Raw genomic sequence first — 25,245 nt, 5'->3', positions numbered from 1 at the left:
AACGATACGAAAGATAAAGATGAATCTAAAGCTGAAGTAGCATCTAACAAAAAGACATCTACCAAAGATTTAGATGAAAATATGCCAATTATTACAGTGCCAACTAAAGATTTAGTTTATCAAGGTGACCACTTCGATCCGATGAAAGGTGTTAAAGCATCTGACAAAAAAGACGGAGACATCACTGATAAAGTAACTGTTAAAGGTGATATTGATACTTCTAAAACTGGTTTACAATATATCACTTATCACGTTAAAGATTCTGATGACTACTACTACACATACAAAAGAGGCGTTTACGTAAATGATGCCGATTTAGCACCTAATCCTGAATTATCAGGTATTAAAGACATTACAATTAAAAAAGGTCAAGAATTTGACTTATTAAAAGATGTAAAAGCTAAAGACAAATCAGGTAAAGATTTAACTTCTGATATTGTTACAAGTGGTGAAGTAGATACAAATAAACCTGGTAAATATAAAGTTGGCTATGCCGTATCAGATACTGACGGTCATATCTCAGCTGAAGGAAGAACAATTACAGTAAAATAATCATAATTTAGCAAACCAAATGAATAATGTCATTTGGTTTGTTTTTTATTTATCAAAAGTGTAATTTTTAAATTTTCATTTCATTTAAGCACTCATTAAAGAACATTAAAAATATTTTAAACTATTCTTAATAACCTGAAAACTCAATGTTTTTATCAATTTAAAGATGTTTTTTCGTTTTTTTAAATATTTTTAAAATGTACACAAAAATTTAACAATTAGGAAAAAACCCGTCATATCAAAGTTAATTAAATACATTTTTATATTATAACGCTTACACCCTATTTTATAGCCTTGTAAATATGTTTAAATCCTTTAAAATTAAGGTCTAGCCATATATATAGGTATATAGAAAATTGGGAGGTAAAAAACGTGGCAAAGTTAAAGTCAATACTTCTCATGTCAACATTAGGTATTTTACTTAGTGGTTGTTCAAATTTAGAAGTATTAAACCCCAAAGGCCCTATGGCAGAAGATCAACATTTCTTAATTATCTTTTCAATTATTATGATGGTCTTAATAGTTGTAGTGGTCTCCGTTTTGTTTTTAATATTTATTATTAAATATAGAAAAACAAAAAATGAAACATCAGGTACGATGCATCACAACTTCGTCTTAGAAGCTGTATGGTTTATTATTCCAGTAATCATACTTGTGATACTAGCTATACCAACAATTAAATCTCTTTATTCTTATGAAGAAGCACCTAAGTCAGAAGAAGATCCAGTTGTTATTTATGCAACAAGTGCAGGCTTTAAGTGGTTCTTTAGTTATCCAGATGAGAAAGTCGAAACTGTCAATCATGTAACGATTCCAGAAGGTCGACCAGTTCTATTTAAATTACAATCTATGGATACAATGACAAGTTTCTGGGTACCTCAATTAGGTGGACAGAAGTACGCTATGACAAGCATGACAATGGACTGGACATTGCAAGCTAATGAAACAGGTACATTTAAAGGTAGAAACTCTAACTTTAATGGTGAAGGTTTCTCTAGACAAACATTTAATGTTAACGCTGTAAGCAATAAAGATTATGATAAATGGGTCTCTAAATCTCAAAAACGTAAAACTATTGATCAAGACACATTCGATCATCAAATTTTACCTACAACTAAGAATGAGGAACTTACTTTTAGTGGAACACATCTAGCATACGTAGATCCTGCTGCGGATCCTGAATATATTTTCCATGCTTATAAACGTTTCCGCTATGAACCAAAAGATCCAAACTTCTATGATGAAAGTGAAGGTGTAACAGAAAAACCAGTATTACCTGCACGCAAAGTGACTGTTACAAACCCTAACTATGACCGTCATGGAATGAAACCTATGATTCTTAAAAATAACGAAAAATATGACAGTGACTTCAAAAAAGAAGAAAAACATCATATGGATGAAATGGAAAAAATGCAAGAAGATGCAAAAACTGATGATGAAAAATCTTCAGATAAGAACCATGGAGGTGACAAGTAATGAATTTTCCATGGAATGAATTTATCGTTCAAAGTGACTGGATGATAACAATGGCGCAAGTATTGCTTGTATTAACAGGTATATGCGTTGTTGGTGGTCTAACATATTATAAAAAATGGAAATGGCTTTATACAGAGTGGTTAACTTCAGTTGACCATAAAAAAATTGGTGTAATGTATATTATATCTGCAATCATTATGTTCTTCCGTGGCGGTGTAGATGCACTTCTTATCCGTTTACAATTAATGACACCTGATAATACATTACTTAAATCTCAGCATTATAATGAAATCTTTACAACACATGGTGTAATCATGATTATATTCATGGCAATGCCGTTCTTAATCGGTTTAATGAACGTTGTTGTACCATTACAATTAGGTGCTCGAGATGTTGCATTCCCTATGTTAAATAACTTAAGTTTCTGGTTATTTGCTGCAGGAATGGGATTATTTAATATTTCATTCGTACTTGGTGGTGCGCCAGCTGCTGGTTGGACAAACTATGCGCCACTTGCAACTGACTTCAGTCCAGGTACAGGAATTAATTATTACTTAATTGCAATTCAAATCGCTGGTATTGGTACATTAATGACAGGTATTAACTTCTTTGTTACGATCTTAAAATTACGTACTAAATCAATGAAATTTATGCAAATCCCAATGTTCTCAATGACAACATTAATTACATCATTATTAATCATCTTAGCCTTCCCTATTTTAACTGTCGCACTTGCTTTAATGACGTTCGATCGTTTAATGGGAACAAGCTTCTTTGAAGTTGCTAATGGTGGTATGCCAATGTTATGGGCTAACTTCTTCTGGGTATGGGGTCACCCTGAAGTTTATATTCTAGTATTACCGGCTTTCGGTATTTACTCAGAAATTATCCCTACTTTTGCTAGAAAAAGATTATTTGGACATCAAAGTATGGTCTGGGCGATCTGTGGTATTGCATTCTTAAGCTTTATCGTATGGGTTCACCATTTCTTCACTATGGGTAGTGGTGCATTAGTTAACTCATTCTTCTCAATATCTACAATGTTAATCGCCGTACCAACAGGTGTTAAAATATTCAACTGGCTATTAACTTTATATAAAGGTAGAATTTCATTTGAATCACCAATGTTATTCTCATTAGCCTTTATTCCAAACTTCACATTAGGTGGGGTTACAGGTGTTATGCTTGCTATGGCAGCAGCGGACTATCAATATCACAATACTTATTTCTTAGTGGCACACTTCCACTACGTTATCATCGCTGGTGTTGTATTCGCATGTTTCGCAGGTTTAATATTCTGGTATCCAAAAATGTTTGGTCACAAATTAAATGAAAAAATTAATCAATGGTTATTCTGGACATTTACTTTAGGATTCAACTTATGTTTCTTACCACAATTCCTATTAGGTTTAGATGGAATGCCACGTCGTTTATATAAATACACTCAAGCAGATGGATGGTTCTCATTAAACTTCATCTCTACAATCGGTGCATTCTTGATGGGTATTGGTTTCTTAGCTCTAGTATGGAACGTTGTATACAGCTTTGGTAAAGCGAAACGTGAAGCAAACGGTGACAACTGGAATGGTTTAGGTAGAACATTAGAATGGGCTACTGCTTCAGCTATGCCACCACACTATAACTTCGCTATTACACCAAAATGGTATGATACTGAAACATTTGTAGAAATGAAACAAAATGGTAAACACTATTTAGATGATAGAGATTATAAAGATATTCATATGCCTAACAATACACATATCGGATTCTGGATGGCAGTATGTTTCTTATTCGGTGGATTCTTCCTAGTATTCGAAACATATATACCAGCAATTATCTTTGGTGTTGGCGTATTAGCATGTATGGTTTGGAGAAGTTTCGAAAAAGACTACGGCTACCATATTCATGCTGAAGAATTAGAAGAAAATGAAGCAAAATTACGCGAATTACGTGAACAAGAATTACAGGAAAAGGAGGACAATAAAGATGAGTAATGAACACCACAATACAATTGATACTGTTAATGAAACAGGCCAATTAAATAAACTCGGATTTTGGGTCTTTCTTACTGCTGAGGTTGCGTTATTCGGTACATTATTTGCAACATTCTTAGTATTACAGAAAAGTGGTTCATACGGTGGTTTCACTACACCAGAATTATTTGAATTACCGTTAGTTATGATTATGACATTCCTATTACTTGTAAGTAGTTACACTTGTGGTATCGGTGTTTACTACATGCGTAAAGAAAATGTCAAAATGATGATGGTATGGATGATTATCACACTTATCTTAGGTGCAGGATTCGTAGGATTTGAAGTTTACGAATTTACTCACTATGTACATGAAGGTGTTACACCTCAATTAGGATCATTCTGGTCTTCATTCTTTATACTATTAGGTACGCATGGTCTCCATGTTACTGTAGGTATATTCTGGATTTCAGGTGTATTAATCCAAATCCTTACACGTGGATTAAATGAACACAATGCACCTAAAGTATTTATCGGAAGTTTATACTGGCATTTCCTTGATGTTGTATGGATCTTTATCTTTACATTAGTTTATCTTGTAGGGATGGTGAGTGGATCATGAGTAAAACAGTCGTTACACATACAGTCGGTTTAATATTCTCAATTGTACTAACATTAGTAGCTGTTTATGTCATGTTATACACTGGCATGTCACTGCAAGTAAGAACATCAATCATTATTGGATTTGCTTTCTTACAAGCATTAGTTCAATTACTAATGTTCATGCATTTAACAGAAGGACCAGATGGACGCGCAACTGCATTCAAAGTACTCTTCGCAGTAATTATTACTTTATTAGTAATAATCGGTACTTATTGGGTTATGGTTGGCGGACACAGCGCCCATATGTAAAACCTATATATTTAAAGCTGTTAATAAAGTCAGAGACTTTATTAACAGCTTTTTTATTTTGGATAGAATGAATTAATGGTATGGAGTGTGAATTGATTGGTTGGGAGTTGGTTGGCTGGTTGATTGAGAATTTGAGATTGTATTGAGGGTGCTATGTTGCTTGTTTAGTCAGTCTTGCAATATAGAGAGGCGGTATGTTGCTAGTCATGCTCCACTTGCAATATTCAGGGGCTCTATTCTATGTAGCTAGTCATGCGCGTCTTGCAATATAAGGGTGTCCTATTTATCTTGTTTCGCCTGTCTTGATAAATACAAGCCGCCTATTTATCTTGTTTCATTAGTCTTGATAAATACAGACCTCCTATTTATCTTGTTTCACCTGTCTTGATAAATACAGAGCTCCTATTTATCTAGTTTCACCTGTCTTGATAAATGGAATACCCCTAACTTAAATATTTAAGTTAGGGGTATATGATTAAATTAAACCAGTACTATTCTATGATTTATAAGTTAAGTTCTTCTATTATATTCATAGCTACATGAAATTTATTTATATTATGATTTGCTTCTTTTAACCCATCAACATTATATGTACCTTCAGAGAGTACATCACCAGTTACTAGAAAACTAAATAGTTCAAATCCATGAAAGTCACAAACTGCTTGTACTCCAGCAAGCTCCATATCTACTGCAATACATCCTTCTTTTTTCCTTTTATTATACTGTAGGTTTGTTTCTCTAAGTACAGCATCAGTTGTCCAAACTTTACCTTCAATAAATGGTAATGCTAATTTATTAAATACTTCAGTTACTTTATTAGCATTCTTCACTTTAATATAGTCTGATGGAGGGGCGTAATGATATGACATTCCTTCATCTCTATAGCTATGTATAGGTATGATAAATTTATTAAAAGTTCTTTCGTTATCAAGACTACCTGCTGATCCAAACATTACAAATTTTGTAGCACCAGTTACCCAATTACATATCATGCAATATTGAGAAGCAAGCATTGAACCAATTGCAGATAGATAAAATGCTACTGCTTTACCTTTATAAATGAACTGATATATAGGAAATGCTCCATTAGAGGCATTGATTTCACCGATTTTTTCACATTTATTTTCTCTTAGAATAGCATCGTATATTTCTTTAGAATATGTAATTAAGCAAACTTCAACTTTGAATTGTTGTTCACCATAGAAGTCACTCAAATTTACAATTGGTTTCCCTTGTATATCAAATGAATCGGTTATCATTTAATTACCTCCTTCATACATTTATAGTATTTAGCCAACTTTTGATTTCTTTTCCCACTGTTACAGGGTTATCTATATAAATATCATGACCACTGTCAGAGATTGTTTTACAGTATATATGTGAAGGTATATTCTTAATTTTCATGTCTAATATGATTTGATCCTGTTCTTGTGGTAATAAAACCAATACATTTCTGTCAATTAATCGATTGAAGGTAGGTAATTTGATTTGCCTTCTTATTTGCAATAGTTTTAGGATTGAATGTTCATTAATATTAAGTTCATAAACTTGTTTATTTAAATTGAAAGTCATCCTTGCAGTTGATGCTTCTAATAAATTTTGATTCCATGTTTTATATGCATCTTTTTCTGACTCTACAAATTCGTCCAAGTTCTTAAATTGAAAATTTTCTAAATGATTTTTAGTATCTTTAATTTCAACTTCACTACTGTAGTCTAGATCTTCAAGATTAAATAATCCACCATCTAATAATATGATATTCTTAATTTGTGGAACTTTGATACTTAAATAAGATAATAAATCCGCACCTAATGAATGCCCAACTATTGTTAGTTCTTCATTACCATAAATTTTTATCTCTGTTTTAAACCACTCTACTAATTCATTTAAATCATTAACGATAACATCTAGATTCAAACCATGACCCGGCAGATCAATTTGAACTAAATTCATATTATCCAATTGGTTATTTAAATCTTTCAAAAATAATCTATGACTGCCTAAACCAGAAAGAAATAGTATTTGTTCTTCCATATAAGCTCCTTCATTAAAGATATATGTAGTTTTTTCCTTACTTACCTCAACCAACCCTACAAGATCAGGTTTTCAAAGTTACGACTGACTTGGGATACTTTTTCTTGGTTTCCGACTTCTCTATAATATAGGATTGCTTTTTGGTACATTTCGATTGCTTTTTTCCTATTTTTTTGTGATACGTATAATTCAGCAAATTTGTTGAATCCGTCTCCCATAATTTCAAAATCATATCTCACGACATTTGCTTCTAAATCTCTTAGTAACATCATTGCTTCTCGTTCATTACCTACTTCAATAAAATTGCTTACCCGCTCTATACTCTTTTTAATGTACATCTTACAATTACTCCTTTTACCGTTACTATCTTAATTATATTATTGTAATCCCAATATTTACAAAATACAAGTTACTTTAATAAATGATGCCTATTCCACCTATTACAAAAACGGTCTACGATGCCGTGGCATGGTAGACCGTTCTTTATTTTGTATGAACTTGAGTTATTGGATGCTCTATTGGAACAAATTGATTATAAACTTCGAGTAATTTTGATTTTTCATTATTCCAATTATAGATTTCTTTTGCTTGTTTAGTGTTTTCGCTTAATTGATTTCTTAAGCTTGTATCTTTTACAAGTTGATTCACAGCATTAGCTATTTCTGAAGCTTTATGTGAATCCACAACTAAACCGGTATTCGTTTCTTCTACTACTTTCTTAATTTCTGGAAAGTCACAACTAATAACAGGTACGTGAGCCATCATATATTCAAACAATTTATTTGAACTTGCTGAATAGTGATTGAAGCAAATGTTCTGCAACACTTGGAATCCAAGGTATGCTTCACGAGTATATGATGGTAATTCTTGAAATGGTACTTTATCTAAGAAATGAATTCTATCAGCTTGTTTGGAAGCTTCGGCTTGTTCTTTTAAAGTCTGTGTTAACTTCCCTCCTCCGATAAATAGTAAATGTCCTTCTTCAATTTCATCCATTGCTTCAATAAGTAATTCAAGACCTCTTCCTTGTTGGAGTCCGCCTTGATAAAGTAAAATTTTCTCATCTTCATTGATGCTTATTTTCTTATGTAAATTGATTTGTGGCTTTTCTTCAATATTGTATTTCTCTGAGTAGTTATACAATGTTTTTGGATAGAATCCATATATATCTTCATTGTATTTTGCTCTTGTATGATTTTCTACAATCATTTGATCTACAAATTTTAACATGAACGACTCAATACGCTTAATTGTCTTCGGATTGTAACCCGTTCTGTCTGATTGAACTTCATGGCTATCATAAATTAAAGGTTTTGGTTTTAAGCGTAATTTAGAACATACGATAGCTTGAGGTAATGTGTTTAAATCATTTGCATGATATATATCAGCATTTTGTATATAACCTTTTACAATCATTCTCGTAATAATTGCACCATTTATAAACCATCTTCTTATTTTTTTAAACTTTATCATACCTGCAGCAACCACGAGTGATAACAGATAAGCTGCCATTAATGTGAAACTTATATAGAAAAGACTTGGTATAATAACAATTTGGACACCAGCTACTACTAATAAGAATTTCTTGCCATGATCTTGATAAGCTTGCAATAACCATGGATATCTCTTCACTCTATGAACTTTAAATGTGTTAGATATTTCTTCATAAGCTGAAATAGCAGTATTTTTTGGGTCATTTATCGCAATTAAATTTACGTCATAACCATTATCCGCTAAAGTTGTACACTCTCTATTGACTCTTGCATCATTCGTAAAATGATTCCATACAAACATTGTGACCTTTTTCATTTGATAACCTCATTCCATGCAATTTATAGTATCCCTACTTGGAATAGCAGTATATATATCCAAGCCACACCCATTATCCCAATCATCGCTAATAAACTTGTTGGTCTTTTTTCTTTTTGTATGACTGAATCATCTACCTCTTTATTACGTTGTTGTTGGATTTTAATACGTTTATATTCTAATTGTTCTTGTTTCGATTTCTTCTTAACTTTCTGAATGAGATTAACGTACCTCGCCACGATATCATTGACTTCGCCATACGCTACCATCTCACCGTAATGTATCCAAATAGCTTTTTTACACATTTTTTTAATTTGTCCTGCTGAATGAGATACAAAAAATATTGTTTTTCCTTGTTCTTGTAAATCGTGCATTTTATCTATACATTTATTAGAAAAAGTTTCATCGCCTACTGACAATGCTTCATCGACAATAAGTATATCTGGATCTGTATGAATCGCAATTGCAAAGCCTAATCTTGATTTCATACCACTAGAATATGATTTTAAAGGTTGATAAATAAATTCATCAAGTTCACTAAACTGAACAATATCATCAAATTTTTCATTTATTTCTCGTTGCGTCATACCGTGCATTAAACATTTATAATGAATATTTTCTTCACCTGTAAATTCAGGATTTAACCCTGCGCCGATCGCAATCAGCGACGGCTTACCATTTGTATAAACTGTTCCAGAAGAAGGTTCAACAACACCGCCTAGAATATTAGATAAAGTTGATTTACCTGAACCATTCAGTCCAATTATGCCTACAGATGTCCCTTCTTCTACTTCAAATGAAATGTCATGTAAAGCATAATAAGGTTTAGATTTATAACTTAATCCAAAAGTAAATAAAGATAGCAGCTTATCTTTTCTGTTTACATTTAAATCGTAAACTTTCGAGACATTTTCACATTTTATTTTATAAGTTTTTGTCATCTCTATCACCTTTTCTTAAAAATGTCATAAGCTTTTCAATATTATCTTCCCATATAAGGTGTTCATCACGATATTCACGTGCATTCCTTGCTTTAATGGATAAAGCTTGTTCATCATATTTTAATGATTCAATTTCGTTTACGATTGTATCTATTGAAGCTTGTTTTCTTGCAAACCCTAGATTATATTTTTGAATAATAGCTTCAGTTGGACCACTAATATTAGATATAGGAGGTGTTCCAACTCCAATTGCATCTACAATTTTTCCAGGCATCACATTCATAAACACATCAGAAGATTCTAAAATTGAAAGTGAAATATGATGTTTAGATATTTCAGTTAAACAAGCTGTTCGATCCATCGGTTTTTTCACTTGAATATACTTACAATCCCTCACAGCTTTTCTAAACTTGTCAGCTTGCACACCGTAAACAATCGCTGTAACATTGATTTGTTTATCATTTAAAGCTAAGCATATTGAAATAAGTTTATCTACATCTTGGGCATACCCAATATTTCCTGTATAAATAACACTAAAATCATTATATTTTTCTTCAGTTATCAGTTCATTTCTTGAAATGCCATTTGGCAAATAAAATATGGGTACTTTTCGCTGTAATCGCTTCTGAATATGTGACCTAAATGCTTCATTATTAATGACAATTTTATCTGCAGAATTATACATTTTCTTCTCTAAATATTTTAATAGTGGCATAAATAAACTTATGTTAATATGCTTTAATCCATTTACACTGTCTGGCCATAAATCTCTAATTTCTAACACATATGTCGGATGTTTCGCACTTTTAAAAAATAACGTCGCCCAAGCTAGAAATATATTCGGACTAGATACATACACAATTTCATAATCGTCATTGTGCATTTTCAAGAAGACTCTTAATCTAACATATTGTTCTATATAATAGACTAACCTCATGATAAAATTACTATTTTGCTTATTACCATGCATTTTCATTCGAATAATTTTCTTCTTTTCTAATTTATTTAAAGATTCATCTGTAAAATATGATTGATCTTCAAATAAACTTTGGTTAGGATATGTTGGCTCGGTTGTTAACATTGTCGGGTCAGAACCACTTGAACGAAAAGCTTTGAACATCATTTTCATTCGATTTGCAGCAGACCCCAGTTCTGGATAAAAATTTTGTGAAATCATTAATAATTTCTTTGTCATATTATGAACACCCTATAAGTAGTCTAGTAATTTCCGTTTAAACCTTGAATGAACCAATGAACCTATTAATAATAATATAATTGTTAAAAGCCAAAAATATAAATGATCATGCCATTGTCCATACACGGAAACATTACCATGTACAAACGCTGTACGATAAACACCTACTAAATATGCAAATGGATTTAAGCTTGCTAACCTTTGTAAAATACCGTGTGCTTCTTCCATCGCCCAAAAAATAGGTGTCATAAAGAATAGCATTCTTATAACATTTTGTAGTAAATTTTTAGTATCGCGAATAACAATAATTAATGTACTCATAATTAATGAAATACCAAAAATAATTGCATAAGATGCGACTAAAAAGTATATAAACCAAAAGTAATGCCACCAAGGTACATATCCATTAATGACAGATATGACAAATAAAATGGCCGATGTAATCATTAAATTAATCATATTATTAGTTAAAGCTATAGATATAAATATTGAAGATGGAAACTTCATTTTTGATAAGAGTCCAACATTTCCTTGAATAGCAGATGCACCTGTATTGATCCCTTGTGATATAAACAACCAAGGAAATAAACCTGAAATAAGATGTACTAAAAATGGTACACCTACTACTTGTGCACTCGCATCTCCTCTTAACCCTAAACCAAACACAAGATAATATACAGCAACTTGTAAGATGGGTTGTAATATATTCCAAAATACACCAAGATAATGATTGGCATATTGACTTTTCATATTATAAATTGCAAGTTTAAAAATTTTAGGTAAATTATTAAATTGTTCTTTAAAGATTTCAGTAACTATCTTCATATATAACGACCTACTTGATTTTTATTTTTCAATAAGTTCAAATTGTGAAGCGCTGATCCATGATGTTTTCTCAATTTTTTTACTTGCATAGACAGAAATTGTAATAGATGCTTGTGGTTCTATCGTCAATTCTAAATTGTTTTTACTCAAATCTACTAAGTCGATTGACTCACTTTCTATATCAAAATACACTGTATCTCTGCCATTTTTATTATGATAAAATGTTCTCAATTCAAGTGAAATCGTGTTATCCTGCGTATTCGTTAAAATCATTTTCTTTTGATTGTCATAACTAAATTTAGGTGTTAATGCACGAAATAACTTATGTTCATTTTGTATAACTCGATAGAAATCTTCAGTTTGAATCATAACATGAGCCAAACTCTCAACATCCCTATTTGTATCTTCTTCTAATTGAATTAATCGATCCTCTAAAGTGTTCATTTCATTGATTTGAAAATAATTTAAAATTGGCCAATGATGTTTAATCATCAATTTATGTAACATTTGATTCTGCTTATCTTCTTGATTAATACTCATAAATTCAAATAAAATATGCCTCGTATTGATTAAGCTAAACACATCTAAATAATCATCACTTTCTTGAACAATACAGCTATGCCAACCGTTCATTCTAGATTCGTAATACAACGTTTCATAAGGATGATAACCTAATTCAATCGTCTTATTGAGATCATTTCTATTAATAAATTCTAATAAATAATCCTGAGATAATTGATCCACTGGAAAATCTTTAGCCCATTTTTTGATTGCATTTTCATACGGTAAAAATGAGTCTGCTCTTTGTATCCGCTTCGGAATAATACTTTTAGCAAGTTCAAAGATAGTAGACTTTAAATGTATACAATGATTAAACGACCTGTTCTCATGATAATAATTGATTAAATAAATACTATGATCTGTTTCATATAACTGATATCTATCAATCAAATTTGAATTGACTGCTAGTTGATCCATATTAAATAGCGTATGCTTTAAATTTAAATTATATGCCATTTTTTGAGAAATATATTCATCTGTACGATAAATATGAGCAGCTTGTTCATGTTCTAATTCATCTATATTTTTTGTATAAGTAAAGAAATGCACATCATTGATATGTTCTTTAATATAAGATAAGGATACTTTAGAATCATGACCAGCTGTAATAGAACAAATCACTTTTTGATTAAATTGAAATAAATATTCAACCGCTGCTTCAATTTCATCATTAACGATATCATATACTTCTTCTGCTGATTTTTTAACACATGGTTTGATTGGATAAATTCTTTTAATAGTATGGTCTGTTATATTGAATCTTGTATTGGCATTGAATTTATAAACATCTTTATATTTGCTATAGTCTAAAAATCCATATGACTTATGTGCGATTCTTTCACAAGTCTTATCAAAACATAATTTCACGAGTTGATTCACTAATTCAGAATGACTAGCATATAAATCATGAGACGCATGATAATACAATGATAAAAATGACGTTGCATCATTATATAGTAGCAAACGTCCATTATACTCTATCAACATAACATACCTGCCATTATAAAAACTCATCTCTTCAAGAAAATCATAAGAATCTATTTCGTGAGATAATAATTGGGCGCATATTTCAGGATATTTCAAGTCGACATGTTTCGTATGCACAAAATGACCTAATATGACTACTTTGATGTCATTCTTTGTATACTCATAAGAACTTAAATCATTTGAAAAATAAATCGTAAAGTCAGTGAATTGAACATATTGACGATAGTTTTTATCTTCAATTGAAATTTGTCGAGGAACGATCATATATGCTTTGTTAAAATTTATGAATATATTATCCATCATACACACCCCCTTATATCAATCACGTAATTATTGCTGAACCTCTTGTTTTAGGTGTTCAACATATTGATTTAAATCATGGTCTTCTGGACGTTTATATTGATCATACAAACTATATATTTCTAAAAATCGTTCTACCGCTTCTTTTCTTTCTTCCGGTTTTACTTTTTCTAATCTTGGTAAATACCAGCCTTTAACGTAAAAATTAAATCTATGTTCTAAGTAGGATGTTAGTAATCCATGTTTTTCGTAAAATGGAATTCTTTCAATTTCTAACGTGTAATATTTATCAAATAGCTTCTTAGAAATCGAATTTGTAACTGATCCAGACACAGCAGCATAATACATATGAATAACATCTGTTACAGCTTGTACTTTTTTAGAATGAATCATTAATTCTTGGAAGAATAAAGTATCTTGGCCAGCAGCACCTTCAATCATTCGAATATGATTATCTTTAATAATTTGTGATTTAATAATTAAAGCTTGAATACTTTGAGCACGTAAACCACATTTTTTCATATATTTTTTAGGATCTTCGATTAATAATTTTCCGTCGTTATACTTCATCACTGTGCCAGCATAATTAAACAGTGCTCTGCGCTTGTTATCTTCTTTAATAATATTACCGACAACCATATCAACATCTTTATTCGATTCTATTTCTTCTAATAATGTTGCATAACCATCACCAGTAGCTTCGTTATCAGGGTCTAAATAAGTAATATAATCTGTAGAGGCAAGTTCAGCACCTTTATTTCTTGGTCTTGAAGCACTGCCTGACCCTTCTTCATATGCATAGTAAACGATATCTGGGTATCGTCTTCTTAATCGATTAATAATAGATATCGTTTCAGAATCCGTACTACCATCATTTACGAATATAATTTCCATTTCTTTAAATATTGAAGATCTTCTTAAACTTCTCATACACTTGTCTTCTAAATAAGTACCATTATTATGAATTGGGATAATAACACTTAATTTTTTATTGTGGTTATTTTGACCATATAAAGATGCATCATAAATTTCTGATTGATCTAAATTATAGCCATTTTGAGACTGTGTGGTATTCAATTGATAATCGAATATATTTTTATGATACATTGTTACATATTTATCTTGGGCTTTTTCAATAAATTGATGTGCTTCATGTTGTTTATCTTTCGTAACAAAATCAACATCTACATATTTAAATGCTGTTAATAAATCTTCTAAATAGTACTCCTCATATTCAATTGAATCTTTCATGTAAGTTATAAAATCATATTGTGATACATCTTCTATTGTATCTTGAGCTTCTATAACATCAAACTGAACATGTAATTGTCGATATAGAATGTCTTTCATTTTATCCGTTAATGCATCAACAATTACGAGAATTTGTGATGCTTTTTGAGTCGGTTCAATGCCAATATATGATAGGACTTCATCTAAACGATGATACGTCGTACAATTTCTCATCACACTACGTATACTTTTGGCCTGCATATCTTCTATTTCATATTCTTGATATTGGTTCATGATTGGTGCCACATCTGTTTTATGATTAATCATAAATACATTTGGAAATTGATTATTAACACCTACTGAATAGTTAGATAAGATTAAATTCCCAAAAGCCTGCAATTCAAATATTCTATTCGCAAACATCGTTTCTGAATATTTTACTGAATTGACATTTACAGCCCATCTATATACTTTATGCAATTTCATTAGTTCTTCATGATCAATTGGCATTGTTAAGTATGGGATATATTTCATTGGGAATTGATAACGTCTTCTTCTTAACGGTAAGTTTCTATCGACAATTGTTAAGTCATTTTCATTATTAATCAATTCATCAAAGATTCTTGCAGATTCTTGGTTTCTAACAGGATATTTCTCAGTCCAACTTCCTGCAAAAATAACATCGTTTTTAAATGATTTATTATATGGACTTCTCGTACCTACTGGATTATGGTAATGAGGATTAATACCAAATTGAAGTACATGTACTTTATCATTTTGACAATATTCTTTATAATCTTCTACCACTTCAGCAGCAGATGTCAGGATAATATCGCATTCTGTCGCGATATCTTTGTATAAATGGAAATTGACAGGGTCTTCTTTAGAATAAAAGACGATTGGTATATTAAACTTTCTAGCCTTTTGAATGCCTTCAATAAGCATTCTTCGCTTCTCACTATTTACTGAAGCTAACCCTGTCCAACTTCCGTCTATACCTCTCCATGCTGTCGCAACAATCACAACATCCATATCTCTACTTAAATCCGTAAATTCACTATCTAAATAAACGATATTACCTATATCTTTAAATGAGTTATATAAAAATTCATCAGCAATGAGACCAACTTTGTATTTATTTTTAATAAATACACGTGACGTATCAGAATTCACAAGTTTTGATAAATGTTGTTGGTGATTTTCAAGGAAATCTAATTTGGATTCTTCTGCTACTTTTTTATAGTAATTATGATGATTTGTATGATCTTTAACCTTTTTTAATTTATATAGTCCATACATATAATCTTGTTCAACAATATCTAATACTTCTTCTAATTGTTCAACTTTTGTTTTATCATCAAAATTAACTAACGCCTCTTTAGTGGATTCGATATTACTTTTTTGATTGATATTTGTTGGCATATTTGAAGACATTATGATTTCCTCCTATTTCTCCAACTCCAGTATTTCGTTTGAATCTTTCCTAATTTAGAATTTTTCAAATTCATATATAGTCTTTCATACTGCGCTTTTTCTTCTTTTTTATTTGTTTTTTGTAATGAGATATTTTCGTTTATCAAACGAACAATTGCAGATTTTGACTCTTTTCTTTCTTCTTGAAAGTTTGTAATCATATCCAGCTGTTCTAGTGTTAACTCGTTATAATTTTCATATTGCTTAGCTTCTAAATCTTTAATAATACTTTTATCTTCTAAATCATTTAAGCTTATCCAATATTTTTTCTTTTTAATAATGACCCTTACCGATTCTGCCTTTAAGAACACCATATCAATCGAGACGTTATTGAAATCAAATTGTTCTTCATCCAATGATAAATCGATTGATTTTTGCAATGCACTATCTTGATAAAAGACTGTAGATTCTTCTATTGATACTTTTTTATTAATAAGAATTGCTCTATCTATATCTTTCGTAGGCACAAACCCTGTAAATGTCCCTTTATTAAATACAGCTTCTAACACTTCACCTTCAATTAAATACAACGCTCTAGATGAAAAGTTCTTTTCTTTAAACAACAAGTTATAATCAACTTTAAATCCTAGTTCTCTATTAATTTGTGGTGTAGAGAAATGACGTAAATCCACTCTTATCGTATCAATAGGTTTCGAAATTAATTTGATAGAATGATTTAATCTTGTCCATCCTATAATATTCGTACCTCTCACAATTAATCCATAAAGTTCACTTTCTATCACTTTTACAGAAATAACTTTTAATGCTTTATTTAAATAGTCAGACGCATAGCCGACCGTAAGTTCATCATTATCTACATCAAATATTTCTTGATTTTCTGGTTCTCTTAAAATAATTTGAAAGCTTAAACCGCTTTGAATAATTGGACTTTTAACGTCTATCATATGAAGACCCCTCAATCTTTACTTATTAAATGAAAGTGCAATATCTTTTCCGAAAGTATATAAATTACCGTAGTTGTAATATTTAACTTGCTCAAATTGTGATTGAACAACATTTTTCGTATCGAAAATGACTTTGTCTTTCATACCTTCAAAATCTTGATCTACTAAAGTTTTGAATTCTGAATGGTCACTCAAAATCAATACAAGAGACGCATCTTTAACTGCTTTTTGAATATCTTTTTGGACAAATCCTAGCTCAACATGTGGATCATATGCTTCTACTTGAATATCATTTTCTTTTCTCAAATCATTATAAATATCAAATGCTGGTGATTCTCTGACATCGTCTACATCACCTTTATAAGTTAATCCAAATACAACAACCTTATGACCATTTAAAGTTTCTAAAATTTTCTTAGACTCATTAATAACATATTGAGGCATTGAACGATTAATACGTCTACCTTCTTGAATGAGATTCGTTGTTTCTGGATCTTTAGCGATAATGAAGTATGGATCAACTGCTAAACAGTGACCACCAACACCTGGACCTGGTAAGTGAATATTCACACGTGGATGTTTGTTCGCCATCTTGATAACTTCTAATACGTTAATATCTAAATGATTACATACCATCGCAAGTTCATTTGCTAGCGCAATATTCAAGTCACGGTAAGTATTTTCCATTAACTTACTCATTTCTGCTGTCTTAGCATTTGTTTCAATCATTTCACCTTGTACGAATGTTCCATATACACGTTTACCTGCTTCAACACATGCTGGCGTTATACCACCAATAATTCGATTGTTATGAATAAGTTCATGTAATATTTTTCCTGGTAACACTCTTTCAGGACAATGTACTAAGAATATATCTTTACCAATTTCAAATCCTTGGCTTTCAAGATATGGTTTAACATGGTCATCCGTTGTTCTTGGTGCTATCGTAGATTCTACAATGACAGTATTACCTTTTTCTAAAAATGGTACGATGGATTCAACTGCACCCATTACTAATGAAATATCACATGATTCGTATTGATCATCATTATTTGGTGTTGGAACTGCAATGATAAATGCATCGGCTTTTTCAGGTTGCATACTTGCTTTAAATTTATTTTTAGCTAACACTTCTTCATAAGCTTCTTGTAAACCAGGTTCTTCAATATGAATTTGACCATTATTTAATTTATCTACTGCTTCTTTATTAATATCGACACCTACAACATCTACACCATGTTTCGCAAACATAATTGATGTTGGTAATCCAATGTATCCTAAACCAATAGTAGTTAATTTCATATTATATCCATCCTTTAATAATTAATTGTTAAGCTATTACTTTCGTAATGTTAAATATATTGTAACTTCTATGAATACAATAAACAGTCGTTTAACAGATACTTAAGGAAGGGTTTACACTCTTTTATCATTGTTTACAATTGCTCAATATTTCGTGTAAAAAAGTACCTTAATCATATGATTAAGGTACTTTTTTTATTAATGATTGAGTTCTTTAAAGTATTGTTCGATATCTTTCTTTATTTTAGGACCAAACGTTTTAGAGTAACTATTTGATATATGTCCTTTATCCATATATACAATAACATTACCTATAACTGGCGCAAACTTTCCATTTTCTTTGAAATACGATGTATAGTCTACATATTTTGTATTTGCTGGTTTTTGTTCAAGTTGGTCCCATTTAGATTCTTTTGGTAAACGTTGTTTAGCATTCATCTTCTGTATCGTTTCTTGTTCTCCAAATTTATCTAATGTTTCTGGGACATTAAACTCATATCTCGGATTATCTCTTATTGCCATAATCGGTGTTTTTGTATTTGTAATGTTTTGATATTGTTTTAATTGTAATGGATCGATTTGTCCATTTACATCTGTACTTGAATCTGCAGTTGTTACAACTAAATCGACGTCTTGTTTATCAAGTTCTTTAATTAAATTTTTATTCCAATCGGTACAATCTCGGTCACTGTCTTTCGTTGTTAATACACAGCCACTTTTCGTCATGCTTAATACTCTATAATTTCCTTCTTCAGCTGCTTTTTGAAGTGCGCCTAACCAATGTTGTGCATGAGAACTCCCTACTAAGGCAATTGTCTTATCATAGTTTTCTTTTTTACCGTACTCTCCTACTAGAACTTTTGATTCACCTATTTTTTGATGAACTTTGTCTCTTGTAGAATCAGGTGATTCATTTCTGATTTTTGAAAACTCTGGTATCGCTTCTACATCTTCTTTAACTTTCACATGCTTTTCTACTGCCATTGCACCGGGATAATTTTCACTCAATGCTACCTTTTCTTTTTCAAAAGGATTATTAAAAATAACGAAATATAAAGATGCGATTGCCAATAACTGTATCGCTAACCCAATGCCTAATTTTTTGAATGCAATTTTATTAGAAGAAGCTGATCTGATTGGCTTTTCAATATAACGTGTCATTAAATATGATAATAACCATGATAGTAAAATCATGCAAATACCTAATACAATTCCAGGTCGTTCATTATTATGATATTGATAAAATGATAAAATCACCCAATGCCATAAATATAAACCAAATGACAATCCTCCAACTTTGACCATTATAGACGAGCCTAAGAATTTCTTTACACCATATTTAGTTTCATAGTTACCAGAAACGAGTATAAATACGGCACATAACATTGGCCATAGTCCAATAAACCCGGGAAACATGGTTGATACATTAAAAATAATACCCGTTAGAATCAAACCAATTAAACCTAACCATCCAATTAAACTTGCTACTATGTGATTAATTTTAATTTTATTAAGATTGATTGCTAATAATCCGCCGAGTGAGAATTCCCAAACTCTTGTAAATGTATGGAAATATGCCCAAGGTTGATTGACGTGCGTTAAATAAATAGAATACGACAACGAAACGATAAATAATGTACCTAAACAAAGGTTAATTACATTAATAATTTTTAAGTTGGTGTATTTTTTATATAACATAAAAATCAAACTAAAGATGACAAACCAAATAATATAGAATTGACCTTGAATCGACATTGCCCAAAAATGTTCAACTGGTGTCTTCATTTGATCTTTATTTAAATAATCTGTACTCAATAAAGCGAGTTGCCAATTTTGATAATAAAATAATGAAGCAATGATTTCTTTTATCGTTTTGCCTAGTATTGACTCTGGTAATAAGAAAAAGCTTAAGATAACTGTTACAAGTAAAACTGTTATAACAGAAGGAAATAATCGTTTAATTAATCCTGTTATGTAAGGTATAAATTTAAATGACCCTGTTTTATTGTATTTTGAAATAATGGAAGTGGTAATTAAGAATCCTGAAACAACGAAAAATACATCGACGCCTCCAGACACTTTCCCAAACCAAATATGATATATTGCAACTAATAATGCTGCAATAACTCTTAGCCCTTCAATTTCAGGTCTAAATTTTTTGTCTAGATTAATAGGATTTGTCTGCATATAAAAATCTCCTTTAAGTATTATACAGTTGTAAGTATATATATAAGGATATTTATTAGAAAGACAATTAATTAATATTTACAATATCTTAACACCCTATTAAAAAATCCCTAACAATTAGCTTGTTAGGGATTGAGATTGCATCTTATTTAAAGTGCTTGTATAAATCTTTCATGAATTGCTCATAAATGACATCACCGTCGAAATCGTTACTTCTTTCTATACCTTTTTGAATGACATTTTGAACATCATGATGATGATAATTTTCAATGACATTTGCAAGTTGCTCTCCATATTGTTTAGCATCTTGATAGTCTACTAAATAACCGTTTTTCTGATTTTCAATTAGAAATTCAGGACCATAACATCCTTTATAACTGATAACTACATTTCGTTGATACATAGCCTCTAATATAACAAGTCCAAAACCTTCAACTCTAGATGGAACAGCCGTAATCTTACTTTCAGCTAATACTTGTGATAATGCGTTTGTAGTAGGCTTAAGTTTTACAATATCTTGAATATTATATTGATTGATCAATTGGTGGTATTGTTCTTTTTCTTGTCCATCTCCATATAATTCTAATTGAAATTGGTATTTTCTCATTGTGTCTTGAATTAAATTGATACTATTCAGTAACAAATCAAACCCTTTTTCATGCTCAAATCTACCTGCAGCAACAATTGTATTTTGCTTATCTATGTTATATTGAGTTTCTTTTAGTATATTTGGAACAATGATTACTTTAGTGTGAGTTAAACCTTGTTGATAATCTTGTTGGTCTACTTTAGTTAATGTCGTAACTAAATCAAGTTGCTCATAACTTTTAAGCATATCTTTTTGATATTGCTCATCATGTGCATGTAAATACATATGTTCCATACCAAGTTTAAATATCGACTGTCTTGCATATTTACTAACAAGTATATTATAACTTGCACGTGTACCTACAATAATATCTGTATCCACATTCTGAATAGCTTTAACAATTTGTTGCTCAATATGACTTGAAAATTGATGAAGTCCAGGTTCAGACGGATGAATAATTTTAGGACTCAAAAAAGGTGTATACTTATTGATTCTATTTACAAATATATTTTTTAAACCTTTGATAGTTTTGTTATATTCAATAATGGGTTGAATTTCAATATTTTCATGCAACTTAAAATAAGGTTCATCACTCGCTTTAAATACTGACAATATTTTAACAGAGTGACCTTTTTCACTTAATTTATTTGCCAGATTAGAAATCGATTTCGTCGTCCCACCCATATGATAAATATTGTGAACTAAAAATGTAAAAGATTTCATATAAATCCCCCTTTTCAGTCCATAGCTTGTTCTATCAATTGCGTGATAGTTTCGTATGACTGATTATTTTTGTTGATAAATTGATCACTAATCGTATGATAATCGTCATTCATAATTGCATTAAACAATAATGACTGTTCAAAATATTGATTATCATTGATAGTTTCATAAACTTCTTTATATAAACCTCGGTTATAATCATAATTATTAAAATCTGGTGTATATAAGTACACTTTTTTATCAATAGTTAATGCATCAAATACTATTGAAGAATAATCACTGATTACAATGTCAGAAACAAGTAGTAATTGTTGTGTTTCAAACTGTCTTGTATCGATATAATTATGCTGTTTATTAGCATGATCTTCTTCGTGATATTTATAAATGATGTTATATTTCGCTTTCATCTCATCTGTAAATTCTAATAAAAATTCTTCTTCTTGATTATCTCTCCATGTCGGCGTATACAGAATTGTTTCCTTTTTAGTATTTAAATTTAACTGCTGTTTGATTTTATTTATTTCATTTAAATTTGAGTATTGCTCTAATAAATATTCATTTCTAGGATAACCACATGCAACAATTTCTGTTTCTTCCAATGGAAATGCAGATTTAAATACATTATTTATAGATTCTACATCTGTTATAAAATAATCTTGTTTAATTAACTTATTATATTTACGTGCTCTATAATTATAAATACCGATATTTTGTTTTGGTTCTTTGCTGTCTAAAAATAGTCGTTTTAAAGGTGTACCGTGCCATAACTGAATGATCGTACCATTAGGCTTAAAATCATCTGGCAAGTAGCTTTCAAGTATCACTACATTTGCTTCTTCTATAATTTGTTTCGTATCAGAATGAGATGGTGACACAAAGTGATCACCCTTTTTTTGGTCCGTAATAAAGTAAACAGTATATTTAGGGTGTTGTTTTACTAAATACTCAAATAAATATTTTGAATTACCTCTGTAACCATAATCGAAACCTAAAAATACAATATGCGGCTTTATTTTCGATTGATCTTTGTCATAAATATTAATTGCCTTCATTTGTTTTTGTAGTGCCGTATGATTTAATTTTTGATACGCAATTTTAGGTAATTGAAATTGTGATTTTAACATGACTTTATCAATTGTTCTTGCGATAGAAGGAAGCCTTGTCTCTTTCGCCTTAAATAATGGCGTTATACCATTTAAAAGTGCAACTTTGTTTAAATAGAATTTTTCTTCATAACTGAGACTTTCTTTTTTAAATGCTGATATACAGCTTGCACTTGGTTTTCTTTGATGAACATAATCAAAAATAACGTGAGGATCAATCTTAATTTCATCCAAGTGGAAAATCGCGTTCAATGTAATATCAAATATTGTTTCCCACTTATAATTAGAAATTAGCCATAATAGCTCATCTTTCTTAAAAATAATATTTGGTTGAAGCGTAATATTATTAAACCAATCAGCAACAGTAATAAATGCCTTCCCCATATATCTACTATCGTTTGTATAATAACCGTTGTTTGTATAATCAACCATATAAGATTGGTTATCCAACTCTAAATTGTTCAACACTTCTTCCCTAACTTGCGTATATCTATCTATTAAAATAATATGATTTTCTTCACGACATTCTGTAATTATATATTTTTCCAAATTATGCTGGTCATGAATATTTATAATTTTAATCATTTTACACCTCATATATTTTAAGTTAATACAATAAATTGACTTCTTTATTTATTCATATTACATTATATAAACAATGTGAGACAAATATGCCACATTGTTTATACAATTTGATTTTTTAACGAATGGAGTTAACTTATGTTATTCAAAAGTAAAAAGCTTTTTTCTATTATTGTCACATCATATAATAATGAAGATAAAATAGAACGTGCAATTGATTCAATATTAAATCAATCACTAGATAAAAAATATTACGAAATTATCATTGTAGACGATCATTCTACAGATAATACTCAAAACTTAATTCAAAACTATGAAGCTAAAAATATCAAATTTATCATTTTAGATGAAAATTCAGGTGGTCCTTCAAAACCTCGTAATATCGGTATTGAAGAAGCAACAGGTCAATATATTTATTTTCTAGATGCAGATGATTATTTAGCAACAGATATATTAGCAAGAATTGCTAATGACGATAAACTACTTAAATCAGACATGATTGTTGGTAGAACATTACGCCAAAATGACCATTCTTTAACAGTACATGCCAGATTTATGAGTAATAATAATCGTTATAATTATAACATCAATGACATCCCATATATATATAATCACTTTGGTCCGCCATCAAAATTTATTAAACTGAGTCATATTAAAAAACACAATATAAAGTTCCCAGAAAATTTACATTTTGGGGAAGACAAAATGTTTTTCACATATTTAAGTCCTTATATTAATAATGTATCTACGGTGACAGATAATTGTTCAATCATTGACAGAACAACATCTAATGAGTCACTTACAAGAGGTGTAGATTTCTATGAAAAACGTGCATCAGATTTAGAAATTATTCATCATATACTAGAACAAGAATCAAACTCTAAAAACATTCGATTGTTAAATCGTTTTTTAGAATATGATCTACTGAAAAGTTGTAATAGTCATGTATTCCTAAATAGTGATAAAAAGCAACAAGTTCATTATTTTAAACAACTGAACGAACTTTTCAATCAATCATATATAAAAGCTGATATCATTCAAACAATCAGTCAAGAATATAAAGACGCAATTAAGTTTATTCAAAATAATGATTATGAGTCATTTATGAATTTCTTTACTTGGCTGAAAAAACAACCTAAAATCATTCTAAAGCAACAAAAACAGACATTATTAACTGATGCTAATGAAAGATTCACAATACCATTTCAACAGTCAACGTTATTAAATATAGCTGAATTAGACAAATCCATTAAAATACAAATTGAAATTGACGGTGTTGATACTGACAAAATATGTAACTTGTCTCTTATGTCTCGAAAAGATTACAAAGATGATATCGTTATTGAGAATATAGATGTACAAGATAACCTCTTAACCATCTCAATACCTAAAATTGAAATTAATAATAAACCAGCAGCAATTTACAACTGTATCATCGTATATGATGGATTTAAGCATTTAAATATTAAATTTGGTTATGACAAAAAAATCAATTTAACAGATAAAAAAGGTATTTTCTATCCTACTATAAATGGAAACCTTTCTTTAAAGTTAACAAATAAATAAAAAAAGCAGAACTGATACAC

Annotated in this window: 20 protein-coding genes; 6 read left to right on the top strand and 14 right to left on the bottom strand. The window is 30.3% G+C overall.

All coding sequences use genetic code 11. The annotated features are described in order from the left end of the window. Window positions 1-81 precede the first annotated feature (81 nt). From LQ694_RS10855 to qoxD, 5 genes are all read left to right on the top strand, one after another. A complete protein-coding gene (locus LQ694_RS10855; protein WP_275583837.1) occupies window positions 82-552 on the top strand; it encodes an immunoglobulin-like domain-containing protein in 471 nt (156 codons plus the stop codon). 372 nt (window positions 553-924) lie between these two features. Next, window positions 925-2,028, top strand: a complete 1,104-nt coding sequence (qoxA, locus tag LQ694_RS10850; RefSeq protein WP_048542159.1) for a cytochrome aa3 quinol oxidase subunit II — start codon at window positions 925-927, stop codon at window positions 2,026-2,028. After that, complete coding sequence (gene qoxB / locus LQ694_RS10845) at window positions 2,028-4,022, top strand: cytochrome aa3 quinol oxidase subunit I (protein WP_048542158.1); 1,995 nt, start codon at window positions 2,028-2,030, stop codon at window positions 4,020-4,022. The genes qoxA and qoxB overlap by 1 nt, the downstream gene beginning before the upstream one ends. Next, window positions 4,015-4,623 (top strand): cytochrome aa3 quinol oxidase subunit III, encoded by a 609-nt coding sequence (qoxC, locus tag LQ694_RS10840; RefSeq protein WP_048542156.1) that lies wholly within the window; start codon window positions 4,015-4,017, stop codon window positions 4,621-4,623. Before qoxB ends, qoxC begins: the two co-directional genes overlap by 8 nt. After that, the gene (gene qoxD / locus LQ694_RS10835) at window positions 4,620-4,913 is read left to right on the top strand and encodes a cytochrome aa3 quinol oxidase subunit IV (protein ID WP_049319378.1); all 294 of its coding nucleotides are present in this window, start codon (window positions 4,620-4,622) and stop codon (window positions 4,911-4,913) included. The genes qoxC and qoxD overlap by 4 nt, the downstream gene beginning before the upstream one ends. 503 nt (window positions 4,914-5,416) lie before the next feature. On the opposite strand, the gene LQ694_RS10830 is transcribed toward qoxD, so the two are convergent. From LQ694_RS10830 to LQ694_RS10765, 14 genes are all read right to left on the bottom strand, one after another. Further along, entirely contained in the window at window positions 5,417-6,172 is a 756-nt protein-coding gene (locus LQ694_RS10830) for a nucleoside phosphorylase (protein ID WP_096791267.1), read from the bottom strand. Between the two features lie 13 nt (window positions 6,173-6,185). Beyond that, a complete protein-coding gene (locus LQ694_RS10825; RefSeq protein ID WP_058611493.1) occupies window positions 6,186-6,947 on the bottom strand; it encodes an alpha/beta fold hydrolase in 762 nt (253 codons plus the stop codon). A gap of 56 nt (window positions 6,948-7,003) precedes the next feature. Beyond that, window positions 7,004-7,285, bottom strand: a complete 282-nt coding sequence (locus LQ694_RS10820) for a hypothetical protein (RefSeq protein ID WP_048542148.1) — start codon at window positions 7,283-7,285, stop codon at window positions 7,004-7,006. Window positions 7,286-7,430: 145 nt separating this feature from the next. Continuing rightward, window positions 7,431-8,756 (bottom strand): glycosyltransferase, encoded by a 1,326-nt coding sequence (locus LQ694_RS10815; protein WP_218696732.1) that lies wholly within the window; start codon window positions 8,754-8,756, stop codon window positions 7,431-7,433. 23 nt (window positions 8,757-8,779) lie between these two features. Then, entirely contained in the window at window positions 8,780-9,622 is an 843-nt protein-coding gene (locus tag LQ694_RS10810) for an ABC transporter ATP-binding protein (protein WP_369919396.1), read from the bottom strand. A 58-nt stretch (window positions 9,623-9,680) separates the two neighbouring features. Next, window positions 9,681-10,892, bottom strand: coding sequence for a glycosyltransferase family 4 protein (locus tag LQ694_RS10805; protein ID WP_070373028.1), 1,212 nt, complete (start codon window positions 10,890-10,892; stop codon window positions 9,681-9,683). Window positions 10,893-10,904: 12 nt separating this feature from the next. Then, on the bottom strand, window positions 10,905-11,717 hold the full coding sequence (locus LQ694_RS10800) for an ABC transporter permease (RefSeq protein WP_048542142.1): 813 nt from the start codon (window positions 11,715-11,717) through the stop codon (window positions 10,905-10,907). 21 nt (window positions 11,718-11,738) lie between these two features. Next, the gene (locus LQ694_RS10795; RefSeq protein WP_218696734.1) at window positions 11,739-13,565 is read right to left on the bottom strand and encodes a hypothetical protein; all 1,827 of its coding nucleotides are present in this window, start codon (window positions 13,563-13,565) and stop codon (window positions 11,739-11,741) included. Between the two features lie 30 nt (window positions 13,566-13,595). Then, window positions 13,596-16,229, bottom strand: a complete 2,634-nt coding sequence (locus LQ694_RS10790) for a glycosyltransferase (RefSeq protein WP_239772035.1) — start codon at window positions 16,227-16,229, stop codon at window positions 13,596-13,598. After that, complete coding sequence (locus LQ694_RS10785; protein WP_218696736.1) at window positions 16,229-17,173, bottom strand: hypothetical protein; 945 nt, start codon at window positions 17,171-17,173, stop codon at window positions 16,229-16,231. The genes LQ694_RS10790 and LQ694_RS10785 overlap by 1 nt, the downstream gene beginning before the upstream one ends. An 18-nt stretch (window positions 17,174-17,191) precedes the next feature. Continuing rightward, a complete protein-coding gene (locus LQ694_RS10780) occupies window positions 17,192-18,475 on the bottom strand; it encodes a nucleotide sugar dehydrogenase (RefSeq protein WP_096791262.1) in 1,284 nt (427 codons plus the stop codon). Window positions 18,476-18,673: 198 nt separating this feature from the next. After that, on the bottom strand, window positions 18,674-20,662 hold the full coding sequence (locus LQ694_RS10775) for an acyltransferase family protein (protein ID WP_239772033.1): 1,989 nt from the start codon (window positions 20,660-20,662) through the stop codon (window positions 18,674-18,676). 145 nt (window positions 20,663-20,807) lie between these two features. Next, window positions 20,808-21,974 carry a glycosyltransferase gene (locus tag LQ694_RS10770; RefSeq protein ID WP_065381070.1) on the bottom strand — a complete coding sequence of 389 codons (1,167 nt, stop codon included), beginning with the start codon at window positions 21,972-21,974 and terminating at the stop codon, window positions 20,808-20,810. Window positions 21,975-21,988: 14 nt separating this feature from the next. Next, window positions 21,989-23,662 (bottom strand): CDP-glycerol glycerophosphotransferase family protein, encoded by a 1,674-nt coding sequence (locus LQ694_RS10765; RefSeq protein ID WP_218696741.1) that lies wholly within the window; start codon window positions 23,660-23,662, stop codon window positions 21,989-21,991. 135 nt (window positions 23,663-23,797) lie between these two features. Between LQ694_RS10765 and LQ694_RS10760 the strand changes: the two genes are divergently transcribed. Then, window positions 23,798-25,225: a glycosyltransferase family 2 protein gene (locus tag LQ694_RS10760; protein ID WP_096791258.1), complete on the top strand. Its 1,428-nt coding sequence runs from the start codon at window positions 23,798-23,800 to the stop codon at window positions 25,223-25,225. Window positions 25,226-25,245 lie beyond the last annotated feature (20 nt).

Origin of the sequence: Mammaliicoccus sp. P-M58 (assembly GCF_022386165.1) — a bacterium.
GTDB lineage: Bacteria > Bacillota > Bacilli > Staphylococcales > Staphylococcaceae > Mammaliicoccus > Mammaliicoccus sciuri.
Note: the sequence above shows the minus strand (reverse complement) of the source record. Positions and strands in the feature narration are given on the sequence as shown.